Genomic DNA, 18,203 nt, shown 5'->3' on the forward strand with positions numbered 1-18,203 from the left:
CCGCGGACACCGCCGCCAATGCCGATGTCTACGCCTTCAGTGCCGCCGAAGGCACCCCCTCCGGCAGCACCGTCGGCACCGTGGCGGCCGTGGATAAAGACGGCGACAGCCTGACCTACAGCATTACCGGCGGCAACGACGCGGGCCTGTTCAGCATCGATGCGGCGACGGGCGTGATCAGCGTCACCCAGGACATCGACGATGCCGAACTGGGCGATTACGCCCTGAGCGTCAGCGTGGATGACAGCGAAGGTGGCACCGACAGCGCCACCGTCAACATCAGCCTGACCAACGTCAACGATGACCCGACCGGTACCCTGGGTGGCCAGACCAATGCCGACGCCGACGTCATCAACCTGGACGTCAGCAGCAGCTTTGCGGATCTGGATGGCGACAGCCTGAGCTTCAGCGCCACCGGCTTGCCGGCGGGGCTGAGCATCTCGGCGGCCGGCGTTATTACCGGCACCATCGCGGCCAATGCCTCGGATGCGACCGATGACAATAACAACACCCAGGACTACAGCGTCACCGTGACCGCGAGCGACGGCAACGGGGGCAGCGTGGATGTGGACTTCACCTGGACGGTGAACAACACCGTGCCGGAGTTCATCAGCGGCACCGACACCGCGGACACCGCCGCCAATGCCGATATCTACGCCTTCAGTGCCGCCGAAGGCACGACCTCCGGCAGCACCGTCGGCACCGTGGCGGCCGTGGATAAAGACGGCGACAGCCTGACCTACAGCATTACCGGCGGCAACGACGCGGGCCTGTTCAGCATCGATGCGGCGACGGGCGTGATCAGCGTCACCCAGGACATCGACGATGCAGAGCTGGGCGATTACGCCCTGAGCGTCAGCGTGGATGACAGCGAAGGTGGCACCGACAGCGCCACCGTCAACATCAGTCTGACCAACGTCAACGATGACCCGACCATTCAGGTTGATGCGACCTCTAAACAGGTTAATGAAAGGGGTCTTCCGCTCGGAAGTGGAGAGCTTGCAGACGGTGATTCGGGCAATGAGAGCGATCAGTCCGAGGTAACATCCGGCACCTTCACCCTGTCCGATGCCGATGGTCTGGACGATATTGAGAGTCTCAGCATAGGCGGCAGCAGCTACGTGCGCGGGGTGGACTTCAGTGACTTCGCCGACCTGGTGGGTGAGACCATCGATGTTGGCTACGGCACCGTCGAGCTGACCGGTTACAGCAACGGCAGCTTCAGCTACAGCTACAGCCTGAATGAGACTGTCGACAACGACAGTAAAGACGGCGCCACAGGTGCTGGCTATGACGAGTCGTTTACCATCAGCGTGTCCGACGGCATCGAGAGCGCGGAGGCTCATGTCACCATCAGCATCATCGACGACGTGCCGAGCATCAGTGTTGCCGCGGCTAGCCTTGACGGCGTCAGCCTGCTGACGCAGGACGCGGAAACCGGTGATGACGCGGGCCCGGACACCGCCTCCAGTGCAGCGGCGTTTGACGGCGTCTTCAGTGTCAGCAGCAGCGCTGGCGGGGCCGACGGCCAGGCCGGCGCCATCAGCTGGAGTTATGCGTTAAGCCTGAGTGCAGCCTCAGGCACAGCATCCGGCTTTGAGAGTGGCGGCGTTGCCGTCAAGCTGTACCAGCTGACCGACGGCACCATCGTGGGCAGTACCAGCTCAACAGCCCCGCTGGTTATCGATGACGCAGTGGTGTTCAGTCTGGGCGTGGACACTACAGGTGTGGTGACCCTGAGTCAGTATGCGGCGCTGGATCACGGCAATGCCGAGACAGAAGGTGGCTATGACGATGATGTGTTGAGTCTCGCCAGTAATCTGGTGAGTCTGACCGGTACGGCCACGATTATCGACAATGACGGTGACAGCGCCAGCAGCAGCCAGAGCGTCGATCTGGGTGGGGCGATCAGCTTCGCGGATGATGGCCCGAGCGTGTCCCTGACGCTGGGTAGCGACAGCGGAGTGACGCTGCGAACCCAGGACGCCGATACGCGGGGCGGATCACCCGATACGGCAACCAGCAGCGCGGCGTTCGGTGTTACGATCGCGGCCTCGTTGAACTCCGGTGCCGACAGTGTTCAGGCCAGCGGGCTCAGTTATGTGCTTAATCTGGCGGCCGAGGGCGCCGACAGTCAGCTGACCTGCGGTTCCGATATGGTGTATCTGTACACCCTGGCGGACGGTACCGTGCTGGGTTCAACGGCGACCACCAATCCCGGCAGTGTGGATGCTACGGCGGTTTTCAGTCTCAGTGTTGCCAGTGACGGCAAGGTGACGCTGACTCAGTATCAGGCGCTGGATCATGCTACGGCCAGCACTTCGGGATACGACACTGATGTGCTTGCGCTGGCCAATGGCCTGGTGAACCTACAGGTCACCTATTCGATCACCGATGGCGATGGCGATTCGGCGACCAGCACCAAGACGATTGATCTGGGTGGAAACGTCCAGTTCGCGGATGATGGCCCGTCGCTTTCGGCAACCAACCTGGCGATCGCCAATGAGACCGGCACCTATACCGGTACCTATGTGTTCGATGTCGGTGCCGATACGCAGTCCTTTGTCGACAGCTTCGATGCCAGTGCGCTGCAGTGGACCAATGCGCGGGACGGTTACAGTCTTGAGTATGATGCGGCGGGCTCGGATGCCAGCCATCTGCTGTACAACGCTGTGTATGAAGAAGGAGGGGAAACCTTTACCTTCTTTACGCTGCAGGTCAACGCCGATGGCACCTACGAGGTGACTATGGTTACGCCTGATCCGGTTGTTGAGCAGACGATCCCGAGCCTGTTGAGCGGTATTTCCGGTGGCTCGAATCTGTCGTCCTACACCTTTGGGTCTTCCGTGTTTGGCGGAGAATTCGCGATAGTGGTAACCGGCACGGAAAATGGTGTCGCCAGCACACTGACCATCTCCGCCACCGATCTGGGTGTGGGTGACAACGTCATGCAGGGCAGCAAGGGTGACGTGCTGCGCTTTGACGTGCAGCCAACGGCGAGCGGCAGCAGTGTGCTGTCGGAACTGACGATTCAGCTGTCCCATACCGGTGGCGTGAAGACCTCTGATCCGGTAGACATTAATATCCGCTACACAGACGGTACATCGTCGAGCTACAGCGAGCAGATCGGCTCCGACTACAGCGTGACCGTTGCTGCGGATACCGCGCGGGAAGTGGATTACATTGAGCTGGGCCCGGGAGACAGCGGCGCCAGTTTCAAGATCACGGGCCTGGCCGGCAAGTATGTGACCAGCGAGTTCCCGGACGACTACGAACTCGACTTTACGCTTACCGGAACCGATTCGGATGGAGACTCTGCGTCGAGCAGCTTCTCGGTGATGGTGAACGCCACGGATAACGGTTCGGCCCTGATCGAGGGAAGTGCTGGCAGTGATCTGCTCTACGGCACCCTCAGTAACGATATCCTCACAGGTCATGATGGTGCGGATATCTTCGTTTGGAGCGATGGTCACGAGGGTGGAGTGGGTACAGGCCTGTTCACCGAAGATACCGTGACCGATTTCAATCCAGTAGAGGGTGATGTGTTGGACCTGTCGGATCTGCTGGTTGGTGAAACCGAGGCGACCCTGGATGCCTACCTGTATCTGGATGACAACGGTGCCGACAGCACGCTGTACGTCAGCACTAGCGGCAATATGAATGCTGCCGATGCGAGCGAGGCGGCAACCAAGGCAGATCAGGTGATTAACCTGACCGACCTTAGCGGTACTGATATAGATACGCTGATTGCCAGCGGTAATCTGACGGTGGACAACAGCTAACAGCTATTGCCTTGCCTGAAACCCAAAAGCCGGCTGATGCCGGCTTTTTCGTGTCTGGCGCTGCGGTCTTAGCTATTGACGATGGCATCCAGTTTGGCGGCGCAGATAAAATCGTTATCCGACAGGCCGTTCACGGCGTGGGTGCAAAAGCGCACCGTACAGTAACCCCAGCCCATGCGGATGTCCGGGTGATGGTTTTGCTGATCGGCCAGAAAGCAGGCGGCATTGGTGGTATACACCGCCTTGGCAAAGCCCTTGAAGCGAAAATCCCGCTCTAAATAGCTGGCATCATCGGCCAGCACCCAGTCCTGGTGCAGCTGGTGCATTAACGCTTGGGCTTCGGCAGGGCTGAGGGCAGGAATGCCGCCTTCGCAGGGTACGCAGTTCTGACCGGCGAGATCACAGATTGAATCGCTCATGGGGGTATCCTCTGGTGTATGGGTTAGCTGGGGCAGGGCGTGCCGCCACTCAGGCTGATTGCAGTAGCTCACAGCTGCTTGTGTTCAGTTTAGCGCGGCTTTGGGGGCGTAAAGTGGTGCATGCAGCCCCAGCGCCTGGGCATGGTGGATGGCGCCCAGGACATCGGTGCTGATCAGGTCGTATAGCTGATCGAGGCCCTCGAGTACAAAGTACAGCGGCTGGTGAATATCGATGCGATAGGGCGTGCGCAGTACGTCCATCAAATCAAACGGCTGGCGCTTGGCCTGCGGGCTTTTGATGGCGTAGGGCAGCTCGCTGGCCGAAGAAGCGAGCCCGGCGCCCAGGGCCTTGAGCTCGCCCTGTTCGCGAATCAGGCCAAACTCCACGGTAAACCAGTACAGCCGGGCCAGCCAGACATGATCCTGGGGGCGGGCTTGGGTGCCCAGTACGCCGATGTGGTGCGAAAATTCGGCGATCTGCGGATGGGCCAGCAGCGGTGTGTGGCCGAAAATTTCGTGAAAGATATCCGGCTCCTGCAGGTATTCCAGTTCGTCGCGCGAGCGAATAAATGAGGCCGCCGGGAAGATACGGGCGGACAACAGCTGGTAGAAACGGTCGAAACCGATCAGTGCCGGTACCGGTGTTACGCTCCAGCCCGTAGCCTGCTGCAGGCGTAGCGACACTTCGGCGCACTGCGGAATCCGCTGCGGGCTTAGTGCCAGCTGTGCCAGGCCATCGGTGAATACCCGGCTGCAATAGTGCTTGGCCCGGGCCTGCTGGGGGCTGAACAGCGTCTGCCAGACCGCGTCTTCCTCGGCGCTGTAGGGAATCATGCCCTGGGCGTCGGGTTGGTGCGCCTGGTAGCGGCTTGTTGTTTTCATGGTGCGCTCCTGTACAGCATTCTATGCCCCATTAGAGTAACGAAGAGCGCGGGAAATTTGCTTGCGCTGTTGTGCAAAACAACGCAGTGTTTGAAAGGATATTGCCTATAGATATTGTTTTGAGAAATAAAATGTCTGAAAGGATCAAGCTGGATAAAACGGATCGCCGTTTGTTGCGTGAATTGCAGCGCAACGGGCGCATCAGCAATCAGGAGCTGGCCGAGCGCACCAGCCTGTCCACCGCGCCCTGCTGGCGGCGGCTGAAAAAGCTCGAGGACAGTGGTGTTATCAACCGTTATGTGGCCCTGCTGGACAGCCACAAGCTGGGCATGCAGACCATGGCCTTTATTCACCTGTCGTTACTGGATCACAGTGATGCCAGCATTGCAGCCATTGACGAGTTCGTCGAACAGTCGCCGGAGGTGATGGAGTGCTACGCCATCACCGGCAGTGAAGACTACCTGCTGCGTATCGTCGCCGAGGATATGGAAGCGCTGGAGCGCTTCATGATGCAAAAGCTGCTCAAGCTCAAGGGCGTCAAGTCGACCAACAGCTCGCTGGTACTGCGCCAGAAGAAGTACACCACGGAATTGCCTATTAGTGATTAGTGCGGCGCTATAGCTGCTCGCGGATCAGCTCCCCCAGCACCTGAATGGCCTGCAGGTAGTAGGGTGTGGCCTCGAAGGTGCTGTAGTTCAGTCGAATACAGTGGCTAAAGCGCCCGTCGCTGGCAAACAGGCTGCCGGGGGTAATGCCGATGCCGGCCTGCTGGGCCGCCCGATACAGGCGGTCGCTGTCAAAGCCCGCCGGCAGTTCAATCCAGCAGAGGAAACCGCCTTTGGGGATAAGTGGTACGGCGCAGCCCGGCCAGTACTGGTAGATGGCTTCGAGCAGCAGGCCGAGGCGTGCCTGATAGCGCCGGCGTACCTGGCGCAGGTGGCGTTCATAGCGGTTGTCGGCCAGAAAGTCGGCCGCTGCATGCTGCAGTATGCCGGGGGAGGCCAGGGTGGTGACATATTTGAGGTAATTTACCTGCTCATAGTAGCGTCCCGGCATGATCCAGCCGATACGGATATCGGAGTCCAGGGTTTTGGACAGCGAGCTGCACAGCAGTACCCGTCCTTCGGTATCCAAGGCCTTGACCGGCGGCGGTCGGCTGCCCTGGTGACACAGTTCCCCGAAGACATCGTCCTCGATAATGGGCAGGTCATGCTCGTTCGCCAGGCGCAACAGGCTGTGGCGTGCAGCCGTCGGCATGCAGGCGCCGGTGGGGTTGTTGAAGCTCGGGTTGGTCAGTATGGCCTTGACCGGCCAGCGCGCCAGCGCCTGAGCAAGCGCTTCCATATCCATGCCCAGCTGCGGGTGACCGGGGATTTCCAATGCCCGCATGCCCAGGGCTTCGATACACTGCAGGGTGCCATAAAAGCAGGGTGACTCCACCGCTATGGTATCGCCGGGGCGCGCCAGGGCCAACAGCGCCAGGGTGACGGCTTCCTGGGCGCCGTTGGTGATGACGATATCGTCCGCGCTGGCCGGCAGCGAGGTTGAATGAACACGCCTGGCCAGTTGCGCCCGCAGCGCATGCAGCCCGGGAGGCGCCACATAGTGGCTGTTGCCGCCGGGTGTCGCGGCGGTATCCCTGGCATGGCGTGACAGGCGGCGGTAGAAGAATTCGCGGCCGCTGCAGCGGGCATCCGGGTCGGCGCTACCCAGAGGAACCAGCCGGGCATTCTGGGCCGCACCGATGATTTCCAGCGCCGTAGCGCCAAGCTGCACCTTGCGCGGTTCCAGTGCGGCGCCCGGAGTGGGGGGCAGAAGACGTGCCCGTACGTAGTAGCCCGAGCGTGGACGAGGCTCAATCAGCTGCTCGTCTTCAAGCATCATGTAGGCGTGTATCACGCTGTTACGCCCAACACTGAGCCTGCTGGACAGCTCACGGATCGAGGGCAGTGGATCGCCGGGCCGCAGCTGCTGCTCCAGAATCTGGTTGCGCAACAGCTCGGCGGTCTGTTCGTATATTTTCATGGATACAGTCTAGCTATACATGGGCTTGTGTGGGTCATTAAATGCGACTGTACCCATCCAAATAACGTCGTCTTGTGTCTGTTTTGCCCAGGCGTAAACACCGTATGCTTGAACTCTTGTTCAACTTGGCGGCTAGCTAGACTCAGCCGCCCAGAGGATTTATTGATGAGTGATTTTCAGGCGCGGCTGGTACGCTGGGTGCCGCTGCTTTTCGTTCTGCTCTGGAGTACCGGTTTTATAGGTGCCAAGTACGGGCTGCCTTATATAGAACCCTTTTACCTGCTGTTTATCCGCATGCTGCTCACCCTGGTGGTGTTTGCACTGCTGATGCGCATCTTCCGGGCCCGGGCACTGGGGCCGCGTCAGGCGCTGCATCAGATGGTGGTGGGGCTGATGGTGCACGGGGCTTACCTGGGCGGGGTCTTTGCGGCTATCAGCTGGCAGATGCCGGCCGGTATTGCCTCACTGCTGGTTGGCCTGCAGCCGCTGCTCACCGCGCTGATTGCCTGGCAGTGGCTGGGCAGCCGGTTGCGCAGTTTGCAGTGGGTCGGTTTGCTGCTGGGCCTTTTAGGTGTGGCGCTGGTGCTGGCGGGGCGAGGCTCAGGCGCCTCCGGCGAGCTGGTCTGGACGGCGTTGCTGGCGCTGGTACTGGCTCTGGTGGGAATCTCGGTCGGCACCCTGTATCAGAAGCGCTTTGGACAGGGTGTGGACCTGCTCAGTGGCTCTTTCTATCAGTATCTGTCTACGGCCCTGCTGATGGGGTTGCTGAGCTTTGGGTTTGAAACGCAGAAAGTGGACTGGCAGCCAGAGCTGTTTCTGGCGCTGTTCTGGCTCGTAGTGGGGTTGTCGGTGTCGGCCATCCTGCTGCTGATGCTGATGATCCGTGAAGGTGAGGCCGCAAGGGTCGCCAGTTACTTCTATCTGGTGCCGCCGGTGACGGCACTGGAAGCCTGGTGGCTGTTCGACGAGAGCCTGGCCCCCGTTGCACTGGGCGGTATCGCCATCGCCGTGCTGGGTGTGTACCTGGTGATCAGACCCGCCCGCGTTACCGCGCCAGCGATACCAGCGACTGGGGCCGGGGTGAAAGGCTCGGGCTAAAGGACCGTGTTGCAGCCTGCCGGGTTCTCAGTCGGTTTTTGCTATCATGGCGCCTCCTTTTGTTGTGTGGCGTGGAGCCTTTAACCGATGCCTGAGTTGCCTGAAGTCGAAACCACCCGGCGAGGTGTGGCGCCCTATCTGCAGGATCACAGTGTCCGTGCTCTGGTGGTGCGACAGCCGCGGCTGCGCTGGCCGGTGCCGCCGGAACTGGCCGGGCTGATTGCGGGCCAGCCGGTGCGGGGCCTGTCGCGTCGTGGCAAATACCTGCTGATCGACTTCGACGCCGGCACCGTACTGGTTCATCTGGGCATGTCCGGCAGTCTGCGACTGGTGCCCGGCGAGCAACTGCCCGGCAAGCACGATCATGTGGATTTTCTGCTGGATTCGGGGCTCGCCCTGCGCCTGACAGATCCGCGGCGCTTTGGCGCCGTGCTCTGGCAGGAAGCCGGCACCGAGCATGCGCTGCTGGCGTCCCTGGGGCCGGAGCCGCTGTCCGAGGCGTTTGATGCGCCGTTGTTGCAACAGGCTTGCAAGGGTCGGCGCAGCGCGATCAAGCTGCGCATCATGGACAGCAAGGTGGTGGTGGGGGTGGGGAATATCTACGCCAACGAAGCACTCTTTGCCGCCGGTATTGACCCGCAACGGGCTGCAGGGCGTATCTCTGCCCAGCGCCTGGATCGACTGGTGGCTGAAATAAAGCAGGTGCTGGAGCGTGCCATTGCCCAGGGCGGCACAACTCTGCGGGACTTTGTCGGTGGTGATGGCAAGCCTGGATATTTCAAACAGGAGCTGTGTGTTTACGGTCGGGGCGGTGATAGCTGCGTCTGCTGTGGTACTGTACTGAAAGAAATTCGTCTGGGGCAGCGCAGTACTGTGTTTTGCCCGCGCTGTCAGCGTTAGCTAGCAGCCTGTCGGGCTTCGCCGGTCGTAGCGAGGGAAAGACCGATTTGAGTTAGTTTTTGAGCTCTTTTGAGGCAAATAGTGGTTCTATTTAACAAAGAAGAGTACGCAAAGTAACCAAATTCGGCTTTTTCGCAGTAGACCAGTGTTAAGTCCGAGTGGCTGTTCGGGGCGAGTATGGCTTATTACAGGGGTGCATAATCTATGACCGCAGCGCAATCCGCGTTGACTGACAAGGCGCTGCAGCGCAACCACTTTCGCGAGCAGTTGCGGGATGGTTTGGGCATTCAGGATATATTGCAGGGCAGGGAAGTGCTGCAGATTGAGAGGGATCCGCCGATTCACTGCGAATTGTACGAGTTCGACAGTCAGGCCCCCGTGTTGCTGTTTCTGCCGGGGCTTGGGACCTATTCGGAGCTCTACGCCGAGCTGCTGGCGGGTATTCGGGATCAGGGCTTCAATGTTGTGGGGGTTGACCCCCGTGGCCACGGTTATTCCGGCGGCGAGCGCGGCTATTACAGCGTCGAGGACACCGTAGAGGATCTGCAGTGCGTGCTGGATAGCCTGCAGGAGCGCTTTAGCGGCCCTGTGGGCGTGTTTGGCTATTCAGGTGGTGCGGTGACGGGCCTGGCGCTGGCCGAAAAGGACAGCCGGGTGCAGGCGCTGTTGTGCGGCACTCTGCTGCTGAGCGAGCTGGCACCAGATCTGCTGCATGGTCTGGGTTGGCAATGGACCAGCGCTTCGGCCTGGATGTTTCCGCGCATGCGGGTGCCGCTCAAGGGCTTTATTGACTTTGAAACCCTGCTGGCCGGCCATCCGGCGGGTCCTCTTATCAATGCTGATCCCATGCTGGTGTTCGAGTATCCGTTGCGTACCCTGGCCAGCCTGTTCAGTCGCAGCGCCGGCATTTTGAAACGGGAGTATCCGTTTTCTCTGACCATCATGCAGGGTGCGCGGGATGAGGTGCTGGATGTGGACTATGCCCGCCGTGTCGTGGCGCAGTCGGTGCATCCCATTGAGCTGGTGCTGATTCCGGCCGAGGGGCACATGCTGCCCTGGGACAACGCCGCTGTGCTGGCGCAACGCTCGGCACAGTGGTTTCAGCAGCAACTGCAAAGCTCACAGGCCATCTCCGCCTGAGTCGCTGTCATCCCGGTGTCATGCCCTGTTCATGTGGCTGTCACCGGCGGTATCGGACAATGCACCTGACTGCAATCCTGTCAGGTGATGCCGATGAATGCGCTGCAACAGAAAATCACTCAGCTTGATACGCTTGCGTTCCACTGGTGCCAGGGTCATGCCAGGGCGCCGCAACTGGCGTCTGTCAGTCGCTGGGTGTCGAGGCTGGGGGATGGCCTCTGCTACGTCCTGCTGGGCGTTGCGCTGGCGCTGTTCGAGCCCGAGGACGGGCATCGCTTCCTGCAGACCGGCTTGCTGGCGTTTGGTATTGAGCTGCCGGCCTACCTGGTGCTTAAAAACCTGATCCGGCGCGACCGTCCCTGCGACCGCTTCGATCATTTCTCGGCCTATATAAAACCCTCGGATCGCTTCAGTTTCCCCTCCGGGCATGCGGCAGCTGCCTTTACCTTTGCCGCTGTGATGGTGGCGCACTATCCCAGCCTGATGCTGCCGCTGTACGGACTGGCCAGCCTGATTGGGGCGTCCCGCGTATTGCTGGGTGTGCATTTTCCGTCGGATATTCTCGCCGGCGCCCTGCTGGGTATCTGCTGTGCCCAGCTGGGCATTCTGCTGTTCGGTCTGGGGTAAAGCACCATGAAAATACTCTACGGTGTGCAGGCAACAGGGAATGGACATATTACCCGGGCGCGGGTCATGGCCGGAGCCCTGGCAGCACAGGGGCTTGAGGTGGACTACCTGTTCAGTGGCCGCCCCGCGGAGCAGCTGTTTGATATGGATCCCTTTGGCGACTATCGCTGTCGCCGCGGCCTGACCTTCCAATACGGCGCAGGCGGGCGTGTGAATGCGCTCGGCACCCTGTGCAACAACAGTCTGTGGCAGCTGTGGGGCGAGATACGCGGGCTGGATCTGAGTGGCTATGATCTGGTGATTAGCGACTTCGAGCCGGTCTCGGCCTGGGCGGCACGGCGTCAGGGTGTAGCCAGCATCGGTATCGCCCACCAGTATGTGTTCAACTACGAGCTGCCGGGGCGGCATCAGGGGCGCCTGACCCGCAGTGCCATTCGCCTGATGGCGCCGGTGGATACCGCCATTGGCCTGCACTGGCATCATTTTGACCAGCCCATACTGCCGCCGCTTGTTTCTCCGCCGCGCTATCCGGTGACGCTCGAAGCCGACAAGATTCTGGTGTATCTGCCCCATGAAAGCCGCGCCCAGTTGCTCGACTGGTTCAGCCGCTTTGCGAATTATCGCTTCGTGGTTTATTGCGACAGCGCAGAACCCGAAACACAGCAAAACCTGCAGTTCCAGCCCTTCTGCCGTGATGGTTTTGAGCGCGATCTGGCCAGTTGTGCCGGCGTGATCAGCAACAGTGGCTTCGGGCTGGCCAGCGAAACGGTGCAGTACGGCAAGAAGTTGCTGAGCAAGCCCTATCGCGGCCAGGTGGAACAGCTTTCCAATGCCGAAATCATGCAGCAGCTGGGGCTGGCCAGCGTGGTGAAAGGCGATTGCGATCTGGCGCAACTCAAACGCTGGCTGCAAGAGCCCAATCCGTCCCCGGCGCCCTATCCGGATGTGGCCACTGCGCTGGCGCGCTGGATTGCCGGAGGTCATGCCGAGCCCGCAGCGTCTTTGGCCAAACGTCTGTGGGCCTGTCACGCCGCCCAGGCTGGGGCAACAGCGGGCGCCTGAGCCGTAGCGCGATTAATTATCAGCCGGGTTTTATCTGGGCGGGCTGCTGGAGTATGGTCAGACATCATTCCAGCGGAGAGCGTCATGCAGAATAGAACGGTGCTGATTACGGGAGCCGGCAGCGGTATTGGCCAGGAGGTGGCGCTGGCATTGGCCGCACAGGGGCATCGCATTATCGCTACCGACCTGATTGCGGCGGCGGCACAGCATACCGCAGACCAGATACTGGCCGGCGGCGGCCAGGCGCGGGCGCTGATACTGGATGTCAGTGCCCAGGCGGATATCGATCAGCTGGCGTCGCTGTTACAAGGCGAAACGGTGGACGTGCTGATCAACAATGCCGGCCTGCAGCATGTGGCGCCGCTGGAGTCCTTTCCCCCCGAGCGTTTTGACCTGCTGGTGCAGGTAATGCTGAACGGCGCCGCCATGCTTACGCGGGCACTGCTGCCCGCCATGCGGGCGTCGGGCTACGGACGTATTATCAATATCGGCTCCATTCATGCCCTGGTGGCATCGCCGTACAAGAGCGCCTATGTGGCGGCCAAGCACGGGCTGCTGGGTTTTTCCAAGGTGGTGGCGCTGGAGACGGCCGATACCGATATCACCATCAATACCATTTGTCCCTCCTATGTTCGTACGCCCCTGGTTGATAAGCAGATTCAGGATCAGGCGCGGGAAAACGGCATCAGTGAAGCGGATGTAGTGAGCGAAATAATGCTCAAACCCATGCCTAAGGGGGTCTTTATCAGTATTGAGGAACTGGCCGGACTGGCACTGTTTCTGATGAGTTCTGCGGCACGTAATATTACCGCCCAGGCGATTGCCGTGGATGGCGGCTGGACCGCGCGCTAGTGTCGTTTTAAAAGGCTAACTTATTGTAAAGCGGGCATAAAATAAAAAGGGCGCGATGATCCGTCATCGCGCCCTCTTGTCTGGCTTCCATTTTCCGTGCGCTTGAATTGCATCCTGCGTGCGTCCAATTCGTCCTTTGCGCTAACCGAGGCCATCCTTGCTATTCGTTCCATGAACAGGAGATCCATGAGACTGATTATGGGCGCTGCCAAATTTATTAATATAGGAAAAAGTCCTAAAAGATGTTTCATTATCTTTACACTTTTGAAGTGGCGGCAGTGTCTGGTCGAGAAAGCGAAACTGTTACCAAACATTTACAGTTTGCTGCGCCGGAGGGCGCGGGGCCTGGCGAATCCTGGCTGGCCCAATCTTCAGATCAATTTGGCCGTGGACATTATCCCTGTGAAACGCATAGACTAGATGCCTTCTTGTCGGGGTGCCTTAAAAAGCACCGAGCGCGTATCGGTTTACCGATCTTCTGCTCGGTCATTTGAGGGGCTGAGATCAAACCCGTTGAACCTGATCCGGTTAGTACCGGTGTAGGAAACCGAGATATGTCCCATATACTCTTTCCTCTGTTCTTCTGGTGAATCTTTGGCCGACAGCCAAATTTATCAGGAGCCGACCATGCAGCAGCGTTCCCCGCATGCCTGTCCCATAGCACTGACCATCGCCGGGTCCGATTCTGGCGGCGGTGCCGGGATTCAGGCTGACCTCAAGGCATTTTCTGCGCTGGGCGTTTATGGCGCTTCGGTTATCGCTGCCCTGACGGCCCAGAACACCCAGGAAGTGCGCGCCATCCAGGATGTGCCGCCGGAATTTATTCGCAGTCAAATTCAAACCGTATTCGATGATCTGGCCATTGGCGCCGTCAAGATCGGCATGCTCAGTCAGCCGGCGGTGATTGCTGTGGTGGCCGAGGAACTGCGGCGCTACCAGGCCCGCAATATAGTGCTCGATCCGGTCATGGTGGCCAAGAGCGGCGACAAGCTGCTGGCACAGGAGGCGGTTGCCAGCCTGCGTACGGAATTGCTGCCGCTGGCGACCATTCTGACCCCCAACCTGCCGGAAGCGGCGGTGCTGCTCGATTGCGAGGAGCCGACCTGCCGCGATGACATGATTCGTGCCGCCCGGGCACTGCTTGAGTGCGGCCCTGAGGCTGTGCTGCTCAAGGGGGGGCATCTGCAGGGGCAGGATAGCGCCGATCTGCTCTGCACGGCCGATCAGCTGCTCTGGTTGCCCGCAAGGCGCATCGATACACGCAATACCCACGGTACCGGTTGCACACTGTCCTCCGCCATAGCCGCGGAGCTGGCCAGGGGCCTGTCGGTACAGGCGGCAGTTGAGAGTGCAAAGGCCTATATCAGTGCTGCCATAGAGGCGGCGGACAGGCTTGAGATCGGCAGCGGTCACGGGCCTGTCCACCATTTCCACCGTTGGTGGTGAGCGGCCGGGTGCTCGGAGTTGACGTACGCAACGCCAGCCTCGCCTGGCAGGGTCACAGCGTTTTCAGCGAATTGAATTTTCATTTGCCGGCCGGTGAGTGGACCTGTCTGCTGGGGCAGTCCGGTGTTGGCAAGAGTTCGCTGCTGCGCCTGCTGGCAGGGCTGACCGAGCAGATGCAGGTGCGGGCCGAGATAGTTGCCAGCGATGGCAAGTCGCTGGACGGACGAGTGGCCTGGATGGCGCAGCAGGATTTGCTGCTGCCCTGGCTGGGCGTGCTGGATAACGTGCTGCTGGGGCCGCGTCTGCGGCGCAGCCGCGTTACCCCGGCGCAGCGCGAACAGGCCCGCTACCTGCTGAGCCAGGTGGGTCTGGCGGGGCTGGATGCGCGTTACCCTGCGGCCTTGTCGGGCGGCCAGCGGCAGCGAGTGGCCCTGGCGCGCATGCTGATGGAAGACCGCCCGCTGGTCCTGATGGACGAACCCTTTTCGGCACTGGATGCGGTGACACGGCTGAAATTGCAGGATCTGGCGGCCCATCTGCTGGCCGATCGCACGGTGCTGCTGATTACCCATGATCCGCTGGAGGCGTTGCGTCTGGGGCATCAGGTGCTGGTATTGCAGGGCAGCCCAGCCCGCCTCACCGCGCCGCTGCGCCCGCAGGATGCACCGCCCCGGGCAGTGGATCAGCCCCAGGTGCTGGAATTGCAGGGACGTCTGCTGCGCCAGCTGATGGAGCTGTCGACATGAATTCCCTGCGCAGTTTGGGCATAGCGGCAGGGCTCTGCGGCCTCTGGCAGCTGCTGGTGTGGTTAACCGATGCACCGCATTTTATCCTGCCGGGGCCCTTGCGGGTGCTGGCGGCGCTGTACGGCAATATAGGCCTGATATTGCAGCATGCCGGCGTGACCCTGGCGGAGATACTGCTGGGTCTGTTGCTCGGTGTCCTGCTGGGCCTGGGCAGTGCCCTGACACTGATCTGGTTTCGTCGCCTGCGGCCCTGGATGCTGCCGATTCTGGTGATCAGCCAGTCGATCCCGGTGTTCGCACTGGCGCCGGTACTGATGCTCTGGCTGGGATACGGCATGGCTTCCAAGGTGGCGATGGCCACGCTGATCATCTATTTCCCGGTGACAGCGGCCTGTTACGACGGCCTGCGGCATACGCCGGCGGCCTGGCTGGAACTGGCCCGAACCCTGGGGGCTGACAAGCGTACCCAGCTGCTGCACATTCGCCTGCCGTCGGCATTGCCGGCGCTGGGCTCGGGGTTGCGGGTTGCAGCTTCGGTGGCGCCCATAGGCGCGGTCGTGGGGGAGTGGGTCGGTTCATCCACCGGGCTTGGTTATCTGATGCTGCATGCCAATGCGCGCATGCAGGTGGATCTGATGTTTGCGGCCCTGCTGGTGCTGTCGCTGATGGCGGTGAGCCTGTATTTCCTGATTGACTGGCTGCTGCGGCGCTTGATGCCCTGGCAGTCTGAAACCCTGTTTGATGATGCCCGGGAGGCATAAACATGAAAACAACAAAGCTAAAAGTCGCCGCCATGCTGGCCACTGCACTGCTGAGTGCGAATGTCATGGCGGCGGAAAAAGTCACGCTGCTGCTCGACTGGTTTATCAACCCGGATCACGGCCCGCTGATCGTGGCGCAGCAGCAGGGCTACTTCAAGGAGCAGGGGCTCGAGGTCGTGATGCAGGAGCCGGCGGACCCGTCCATGCCGCCCAAGCTGGTCGCCGCCGGCAAGGCTGACATGGCGGTATCCTATCAGCCGCAGCTGCACGTGCAGATCGATGAAGGCCTGCCGTTGAGCCGCGTCGGTACCCTGGTGGCAACGCCGCTGAATTCTCTGGTGGTGCTGGAAAGCAGTGATATCCATTCGATCGAGGACCTCAAGGGCAAGAAGGTCGGCTATTCGGTCGGCGGTTTCGAGGATGCGCTGCTCAAGGCCATGCTGGCCCGTGAAGGCCTGGAACTGTCGGACATCGAAATGGTGAACGTGAACTGGTCGCTGTCGCCGTCACTGATCACCGGCAATGTCGATGCCGTCATCGGCGCCTACCGCAACTTCGAGCTGAACCAGATGGATATCGAGGGCCATCCGGGGCGGGCGTTTTACGTCGAGGAACTGGGCGTGCCGGCCTACGACGAGCTGGTGCTCGTCGTGAACAACAAGGATCGCAAGAACCCCAAGTATGGCCGTTTCATGCGGGCGCTGGAAAAGGCGACCCAGTTTATCGTCAACCATCCGGAAGAGGCCTGGACCAGCTTTGTCAGCTACAAGGCGGATCTGCACAACGAACTGAACAAGCGTGCCTGGGCCGATACCCTGACCCGTTTTGCACTGCGCCCGGCGGCGCTGGACAGCGGCCGTTACGAGCGCATGGGCGCCTTTATGCAGGCCCAGGGACTGACCAAGGCCAACCCGGCGGTATCGACCTACGCCTTTGAGCCCAAATAAGGCGGGCCCAAGGACGTTGAACCCAGGCAAGTTGAATTAAGTTCAGACGCGGGAGCCTCGATGACGATGTCATTTTCACAACAGCTGCGCAGCACTGCCGAGCCCTGGTGGAGCGGTGCCGTAGACCACCCTTTCACCGTTCGGCTCGGTGACGACACCCTGGCGGATGCGGTCTATATCCGCTATCTGCTGCAGGACTACGCCTTTATCGGCACCCTGGCCGATCATGCCGCGCTGGCGATTGCTGCTGCACCCGACATGGCGGCCAAGGGTGTGCTGGCGGGTTTTCTGGCGGCGCTGACCTCGGCCGAGAATGACTACTTCGAGCGTTCCTTTGCCGCCCTTGATGTAAACCCTGCAGCGTACCGGGCGCCTGAACTGAATCCCGTGGCGCAGATGCTGGCGCGGGAAATGCGCGATGCCCAGGCCTGCGGCTACGCCGACATGATAGTGGTGCTGGCCTGTGCCGAATGGGTCTATCTGAGCTGGGCACAGCGCGAGGCGAAAAAGACGCCGCCGACGCGTTTCTGGCTGCGCGAATGGATCGATATCCATGTATTGCCGGAATTCGAGGCGTTCGTGGCCTGGCTGCAGGCGCAGCTCGACAGTTTTGGCGAGCTGGACGCGGCGGATCGAAAGCGCCTTGAACAGCGTTTTACCCGTATGGCCTGGCTGGAACAGGCGTTCTTTGATGTCTTGCTGACCGAGCAGAAATGATCATGTCCATCTATGAAGAGCTCAAGCGCGCCGCCCAGCCCGACTGGGATGCCTATATTCAGCACGAATTTGTGCGTGGGCTGGGTGATGGCACCCTGGCGCCGGAATCCTTTGCCCATTACCTGAAGCAGGATTACCTCTTCCTGCTGCAGTTCAGCCGTGCCTGGGGACTGGCGGTATACAAAAGCCGCACCCTGGAGCAGATGCGTTATGCCCAGCAGGGTATCAACGCCATGCTGGATATCGAGATCGGTCTGCATGTGCAGTACTGCGCCGACTGGGGTATCAGCGAAGCGGAACTGCAGCGCCTGCCGGAAGCGGCCGCCACCGTGGCCTATACCCGTTATGTGCTGGACGCGGGTCTATGCGGCGATCTGGCGGATCTGCATGCTGCGCTGGCGCCCTGCATCGTCGGCTATGCCGAAGTCGCCCGCTGGCTGCTGGATCAGCCGTCCACCGTGCTGGATGGCAACCCTTACCGCGCCTGGATCGAAATGTATGCCAGCGAGGAATATCAGGCGGTCGCCGCCGCCGAAATCCGCCTGCTGGATGAACTCTGTGCCGGCATGCCGGCGCGACGTCTGGATGAGCTGAAAAAGACCTTCCACACCGCAACCCGGATGGAAGCGGCCTTCTGGCAGATGGGGCTCGATCTGAGCGCCTGAATGAATTCCTGAAGTGAAACCCTAACCCTGACCCGCCATAGCCGCGGGGTTGGGGGGCTTATGCCCAAATTAAGCTCAAAACACGATTTTCAATCATGCTGGCAGGATGCCGGCGCTAAACCGACCCAAGAGGA

General features: G+C 60.6%; 17 protein-coding genes and 1 riboswitch. Of the genes, 14 read left to right on the forward strand and 3 right to left on the reverse strand.

Going from position 1 to position 18,203, the window contains the following annotated elements; translation table 11 throughout:
* A partial coding sequence (locus MRS74_RS15710; protein ID WP_254581223.1) for a DUF5801 repeats-in-toxin domain-containing protein occupies positions 1-3,782 on the forward strand: 3,782 nt, incomplete at its 5' end.
* Positions 3,783-3,850: 68 nt separating this feature from the next.
* Here MRS74_RS15710 and MRS74_RS15715 read toward each other — a convergent pair.
* Both MRS74_RS15715 and phhA read right to left on the reverse strand, forming a co-directional pair.
* A complete protein-coding gene (locus MRS74_RS15715; RefSeq protein ID WP_254581224.1) occupies positions 3,851-4,201 on the reverse strand; it encodes a 4a-hydroxytetrahydrobiopterin dehydratase in 351 nt (116 codons plus the stop codon).
* A gap of 84 nt (positions 4,202-4,285) precedes the next feature.
* Complete coding sequence (phhA, locus tag MRS74_RS15720; protein WP_254581225.1) at positions 4,286-5,083, reverse strand: phenylalanine 4-monooxygenase; 798 nt, start codon at positions 5,081-5,083, stop codon at positions 4,286-4,288.
* Between the two features lie 131 nt (positions 5,084-5,214).
* Here phhA and MRS74_RS15725 point away from each other — a divergent pair, with 131 nt between their 5' ends.
* Complete coding sequence (locus MRS74_RS15725) at positions 5,215-5,691, forward strand: Lrp/AsnC family transcriptional regulator (RefSeq protein ID WP_254581226.1); 477 nt, start codon at positions 5,215-5,217, stop codon at positions 5,689-5,691.
* Between the two features lie 7 nt (positions 5,692-5,698).
* On the opposite strand, the gene MRS74_RS15730 is transcribed toward MRS74_RS15725, so the two are convergent.
* Positions 5,699-7,108, reverse strand: a complete 1,410-nt coding sequence (locus MRS74_RS15730) for an aminotransferase-like domain-containing protein (RefSeq protein WP_254581227.1) — start codon at positions 7,106-7,108, stop codon at positions 5,699-5,701.
* Positions 7,109-7,273: 165 nt separating this feature from the next.
* On the opposite strand from MRS74_RS15730, the gene MRS74_RS15735 reads away from it, so the two are divergent.
* The 12 genes from MRS74_RS15735 to tenA all read left to right on the forward strand — a co-directional run bounded on the left by MRS74_RS15735 (position 7,274) and on the right by tenA (position 18,069).
* The gene (locus MRS74_RS15735) at positions 7,274-8,206 is read left to right on the forward strand and encodes a DMT family transporter (RefSeq protein ID WP_254581228.1); all 933 of its coding nucleotides are present in this window, start codon (positions 7,274-7,276) and stop codon (positions 8,204-8,206) included.
* 87 nt (positions 8,207-8,293) lie between these two features.
* Positions 8,294-9,106 carry a bifunctional DNA-formamidopyrimidine glycosylase/DNA-(apurinic or apyrimidinic site) lyase gene (gene mutM / locus MRS74_RS15740; RefSeq protein ID WP_254581229.1) on the forward strand — a complete coding sequence of 271 codons (813 nt, stop codon included), beginning with the start codon at positions 8,294-8,296 and terminating at the stop codon, positions 9,104-9,106.
* A 204-nt stretch (positions 9,107-9,310) separates the two neighbouring features.
* A complete protein-coding gene (locus MRS74_RS15745; protein WP_254581230.1) occupies positions 9,311-10,246 on the forward strand; it encodes an alpha/beta hydrolase in 936 nt (311 codons plus the stop codon).
* Between the two features lie 93 nt (positions 10,247-10,339).
* Positions 10,340-10,873 (forward strand): phosphatase PAP2 family protein, encoded by a 534-nt coding sequence (locus MRS74_RS15750; RefSeq protein ID WP_254581231.1) that lies wholly within the window; start codon positions 10,340-10,342, stop codon positions 10,871-10,873.
* Positions 10,874-10,879: 6 nt separating this feature from the next.
* Positions 10,880-11,935 carry an MJ1255/VC2487 family glycosyltransferase gene (locus tag MRS74_RS15755; protein ID WP_254581232.1) on the forward strand — a complete coding sequence of 352 codons (1,056 nt, stop codon included), beginning with the start codon at positions 10,880-10,882 and terminating at the stop codon, positions 11,933-11,935.
* Positions 11,936-12,019: 84 nt separating this feature from the next.
* On the forward strand, positions 12,020-12,787 hold the full coding sequence (locus MRS74_RS15760) for a 3-hydroxybutyrate dehydrogenase (protein ID WP_254581233.1): 768 nt from the start codon (positions 12,020-12,022) through the stop codon (positions 12,785-12,787).
* A gap of 422 nt (positions 12,788-13,209) precedes the next feature.
* A riboswitch (TPP riboswitch) is annotated at positions 13,210-13,351 on the forward strand.
* A gap of 63 nt (positions 13,352-13,414) precedes the next feature.
* Positions 13,415-14,233, forward strand: a complete 819-nt coding sequence (gene thiD, locus MRS74_RS15765; RefSeq protein WP_254581234.1) for a bifunctional hydroxymethylpyrimidine kinase/phosphomethylpyrimidine kinase — start codon at positions 13,415-13,417, stop codon at positions 14,231-14,233.
* 8 nt (positions 14,234-14,241) lie between these two features.
* Positions 14,242-14,979 (forward strand): ABC transporter ATP-binding protein, encoded by a 738-nt coding sequence (locus tag MRS74_RS15770; RefSeq protein WP_254581235.1) that lies wholly within the window; start codon positions 14,242-14,244, stop codon positions 14,977-14,979.
* On the forward strand, positions 14,976-15,740 hold the full coding sequence (locus tag MRS74_RS15775) for an ABC transporter permease (protein WP_254581236.1): 765 nt from the start codon (positions 14,976-14,978) through the stop codon (positions 15,738-15,740). The genes MRS74_RS15770 and MRS74_RS15775 overlap by 4 nt, the downstream gene beginning before the upstream one ends.
* A gap of 2 nt (positions 15,741-15,742) precedes the next feature.
* The gene (locus MRS74_RS15780) at positions 15,743-16,687 is read left to right on the forward strand and encodes an ABC transporter substrate-binding protein (RefSeq protein WP_254581237.1); all 945 of its coding nucleotides are present in this window, start codon (positions 15,743-15,745) and stop codon (positions 16,685-16,687) included.
* A gap of 60 nt (positions 16,688-16,747) precedes the next feature.
* Positions 16,748-17,404 carry a TenA family protein gene (locus MRS74_RS15785; protein WP_254581238.1) on the forward strand — a complete coding sequence of 219 codons (657 nt, stop codon included), beginning with the start codon at positions 16,748-16,750 and terminating at the stop codon, positions 17,402-17,404.
* A gap of 2 nt (positions 17,405-17,406) precedes the next feature.
* On the forward strand, positions 17,407-18,069 hold the full coding sequence (tenA, locus tag MRS74_RS15790) for a thiaminase II (protein ID WP_254581239.1): 663 nt from the start codon (positions 17,407-17,409) through the stop codon (positions 18,067-18,069).
* The last annotated feature ends 134 nt before the right edge of the window (positions 18,070-18,203 follow it).

Source organism: Marinobacterium sedimentorum (assembly GCF_024267675.1).
Lineage (GTDB): Bacteria > Pseudomonadota > Gammaproteobacteria > Pseudomonadales > Balneatricaceae > Marinobacterium_A > Marinobacterium_A sedimentorum.